Origin of the sequence: Rhodococcus sp. IEGM1339 (assembly GCF_050321925.1) — a bacterium.
GTDB lineage: Bacteria > Actinomycetota > Actinomycetes > Mycobacteriales > Mycobacteriaceae > Rhodococcus > Rhodococcus pyridinivorans.
This window is the reverse complement of record NZ_JBNQFT010000050.1, coordinates 1-4,277: the sequence shown is the minus strand read 5'-3', so window position 1 is coordinate 4,277 and position 4,277 is coordinate 1. Positions and strand designations below refer to the sequence as shown.

The window sequence follows — 4,277 nt, the reverse complement described above, 5'->3', positions numbered from 1 at the left end:
TGCATGCCCGCGTTCCTTGCTGTCCTGGATGCCTGAGAACACCCAGCTCACAAGGGCGCGGGCCCTTTTTCAATCACCGACACGGCAACGGGGTCGATCTGAACCGTCTCGGGTTTCTTGCCGCTCCTATATCGGTGACGGCTCCGGTTGTGGAGTCGACAGGTGAGCGTAGTACGCCGCCTCGAATTCATCCGGCGGGACGTATCCGAGACGGCTGTGCAGGCGACTGCGATTGAACCAGTCGACCCACTCCATCGTGGCGTACTCGACGTCCTCGACGGACTTGTAGGGACCCGGATGGAACGGGTTTCCCTTGGCGATCACTTCGGTCTTGAACAACCCGATCGTGCTCTCGGCCAGAGCGTTGTCGTATGCGTCTCCGACGCTGCCAATCGACGCGGCAATACCCTCCAGCACAAGGGTTTCCGCGAAAGAGATGGAAGTGTACTGGCTGCCGGCATCGCTATGGTGGATCAACCCTGAGCCGACCGGGTGGCCCGTGTGGTCACGTCGCCACAGTGCCATCTTCAAGGCGGTGGTGACCATCGCGGTGTCCTTGACGGTGGCGGCATGCCAGCCGACGATCGCCCGCGAGAAGCAGTCGATCACGAACGCGACATAGACGAACCCCGCCCAGGTGCGGCAATAGGTGAAGTCGGTGACCCACTTCCGATTCGGAACCTCGGCGGTGAAATCACGATCGACCAGGTCAGGGGCGCGGCGGCTGTCCGAGCCGCCGGGCATGGTGGTGCGGTGCCGACGGCCCCGGACCGCTCCGGACAGTCCTTCGTCGCGCATCAACCGGTCGACGGTGCATGCCGCGACGTCGTGGCCGTGTCTGCGCAGGTGCACGGTCATCTTCCGGCGACCGTAGAGACCTTCGGCGGTGCCGACGGTCTCACGCAGAGCGTTCGTCAGATGTGCATCGGCGACGGTCCGAGGGGACGGAGGAGCGGTTTTCCAGTTCCGATACGTGCGTGGGGCGACCTTGACGCCACGCTCGGTGAGCACGGCGCAGATCGACTCGACCCGGTGTCCTTGTGCACGCATCTGGTCGATGAACTGGCAGATCAGCGGCGGCGAGGGTCGAGCTCCCTCGCGAAGAAAATCGAAGCCGACTTCAGGATCTCGTTGGCCTCACGGAGGTCTCGAACTTCGCGTTCGAGCTCTTTGATCCGCTGCTGCTCGGCAGTGGTCACGCCGGGTGTCTTGTCGGCGTCGACCAGAGCCTGGCGGGTCCAGGTGCGCAGCGACTCGACACCGACGCCGAGCTTCGGGGCGATGGCTTTGCATGCCGCGAACGGTGAAGAGTATTCGTCGAGGTGGTCGAGGACCATCTTCACCGCTCGTTCACGTTGTTCGGCGGGGTAACGCTTGGACATGATGTGCATCCTCCTCAAGAAAGGAGGCGGCATCAAACCCGAGACGGTTCAGTCATCAGTGATCCGTTCTTTGGAGTGTATCTGTCTGCTCTGTCGGTTCGCCCGCACCGGCTCGTTACAGGACCGGGGGCGGCATGCATGCGATCGCGGGCATCAGGTGCCACCGGACACGACCGGCACCGAAACGTCTCCGGGAGTCGATTCGATGTCCCGGATGTGAGTGATCAGCGATGCCCCCGATGTGACCTGATGGTCGGCCAGTGCGAACACACTCGCGTGGTCACAGGCAGAAAGACCGCAGTCGACCACTCACGGATCCTGGTCAGCCCCAGCCGAACCGCACATCTACCCGGCTGTCCGCACAACGACGAGAGTGACCTGTCCGAGTGGGGTGAGATCCAGGACGTGCCCTGGGCGTGGGAACGGCTCGGCAACGGTGAACAGCTCGGCACCAACGCCGGGGCAGTCCTGGAGCGACCGGCCGTAGTCCGCTGTCGTGACTGTGAGGCTCGCTGAAACCGTACGCGCTCTACCCCCTAGCCACGCATACCCACTCCGATAACGACTCCGATGGCAAGGATGCCTGCAGGCGCACTGGCTTGGTAGACGATTCCAGGTCGGGACCCGTGGCCATTCCGGCCGCGTGCACAGACTTTCGAGCGCAAGTATGCCGACGCGGCGATGCTAGCTCCGCCGGCGAGATCCAACAAGAGCGGCATACCCACCACATCCCCATGGTGATGCCAGCGCCGACCGAACGGAAAGACCTGATGCACGCTTGGTCCCGGTCCTGATCTCAAACTGTGAGTTCAGCATGAACCTCTCGCAATGCTCCACCGCCTCGTTCCGGGTGCATGACCTGCAGTGCGGGCATAGCTCGCGATAGGTGCACTGCTCGCATGGCGTGCACGCAGCGCGAGCACGAGGCTAGGTGGGCGGGTTTCAACACACCGGGTCGTCGATGTCGTTACTACGGGAGGCGCTCAGCGACGCGAGCTGCGCAGTGCCGGTATACGGCGCCGACGATCCCAGATCCGATTCACCCTCGGAGTACAGGTGGATGTTGACGTAACCCGGATCGCTCGTCCGTCGTGACACCACATCCCGAGCGTGGTCTTCGAGACGTTCCGAGTGATAATCGACGCTCAGGCAACTGTTGGGGCCGGTCGCGTTCGTGCCCACCACGCGGCTGTATTCCTCCGCATCTTCGGGTAGCAGTTGTCGGGCGGCGTCCAAAGCCGCATCCTCGGCCACCGCCGTAGCGAACACCAGATCAGCGCTCCACAACTCGTGTTCGGCACGGTTACCCCGGTCGGAGTAATCCTCGAGGCAAAGCACGGTATCGGCGTCGACCCGCAAAGCGTATCCCTGCCCAAACGTGAACGCCCCCAGTCGAGAGGTGCACTCGGACAGCGGCACCGCCTCGAAACGTCCCTGGTACCAGGACAGGGTCGAGGCGATACCACGCATCCCGTTCTCGTCGACCGGTCCCGAGGACAGGGCCCGCTCGGCAGGCGCGGGCTCCTCGGAAGCGCTTACCTGGGGACAGAAGGCTGTGCGCAGATAGCTGTACAGTCTCGACGCCGACGCTGCCGGCGCGCCCTGGGCGACGTCGTCCTCGATGACCTGTTCCCAGCTACGGTATCCGCTGGCCACCTCCGCGCAGGTTTGCGCCATCACCAACGCGAAATCCTGCCGCTGGGCGAACGTGGTGGCGCGGCCGTCGAGTCCGTAGCCGGCGCCGTCGGCGCGGGCACCGAGTTCACACACCAGCGCATCGCTCACCCCCGCTGCCGCCAGTCGGTCTTCGACACTGCCGTCCGACGCTGCGACGGGCTCACCCTCGTCGTTGCCACACGGCTGTCGCTTCTGCAGCGTCGCTTCCGAGGTCAGCGTCGCGCCAGCCGATGTCGAGCTCTCGGACAGGGACCGGGAAGCGGTGCCGTTACTCGTGCCACATGACACAAGCGCCATCGTCAGTACGCCGCCTACGACCAATGAAACCGACTTCTTCGTCATCACGGACCGTCCTCCGAGGTGTCGCGCTACCGAAAATTTCATCGGGTAAATCCTCCGGAAGACGCGACAATAACGTGTCCGGTCGCGTAGACCACACACGACACCTTTAAGCATGCGCATTACACGCATTGTTCATTATCTTGCGCAGACGAAAGTCGATATTCCACGAGGTGGTCACCGCTTTTCTGGGGGCCGGGCGATAACGTCCGGTGGCCTGGAATAAAAGAAGGTCTGCCACGGTGGCGGCTGTTCCACCGTGGCAGATCTTCTCAGGGGCAGTGGAGTTTTCGGGAAGAACCCTCCGATCTTCCCGGTGGACTCCGGTCAGACCACGGTGTCGATCAAGTCTGCGCTGCCGGTCGAGATGGTCTGCAGGACGACATTGAAGTTTTCGATGAAAGCGTTCAGGATCTCGGTCATCGTTTTCTCCTCGTGTCGATTCGAACCCGGGCCGATTCGTTCCGGGTCGCCCGGACTGTTCCGGGCTGACATCTGACTACCCGTCGAAACAGATGAATAACCGCCCCCGCTCAGAAAATAAGTGATTCGCTTCACAATCACCGGGTCGGTCCCTGCGACGGTGTCCTTCCTCTGGCAGAGGTCCGCTACAGCGGCCGGGACCCGAACGAGATGTATGCGGCGATCTGTGTCGCAGCCACCAGTGATTCCGCTGCGCACACCGACCGGCCCGAACAGCGACTCGACCCCGGTCCGTGTCTGGGCTCCATCAACGCGCAGCCTCTTTCCAGCACCGTCTCCTGCAGCGGGTTGATCTACTGTCGACCGTCGCGTAATTCCCCAGGGGTTTCCGTCATGGAATTCCCCATGTCCGGGTGTGCTGAGTCGAGGGTAGCCGGGCCGGTGCCCGGGTTGGTT

General features: G+C 63.0%; 2 protein-coding genes. Both read right to left on the bottom strand.

Features of this window, described 5'->3' with window-relative positions; all coding sequences use genetic code 11:
* Positions 1 to 126: 126 nt before the first annotated feature.
* Positions 127 to 1,382, bottom strand: a protein-coding gene (locus ACQR3U_RS23245; protein ID WP_230811596.1) for an IS3 family transposase whose coding sequence is annotated in 2 segments (ribosomal slippage) — positions 127 to 1,109 and positions 1,109 to 1,382 — 1,257 coding nt in all. Because the reading frame shifts where the segments join, the coding sequence is not laid out codon by codon here.
* A gap of 942 nt (positions 1,383 to 2,324) precedes the next feature.
* Complete coding sequence (locus ACQR3U_RS23240) at positions 2,325 to 3,404, bottom strand: hypothetical protein (RefSeq protein ID WP_230811597.1); 1,080 nt, start codon at positions 3,402 to 3,404, stop codon at positions 2,325 to 2,327.
* Positions 3,405 to 4,277: the final 873 nt, after the last annotated feature.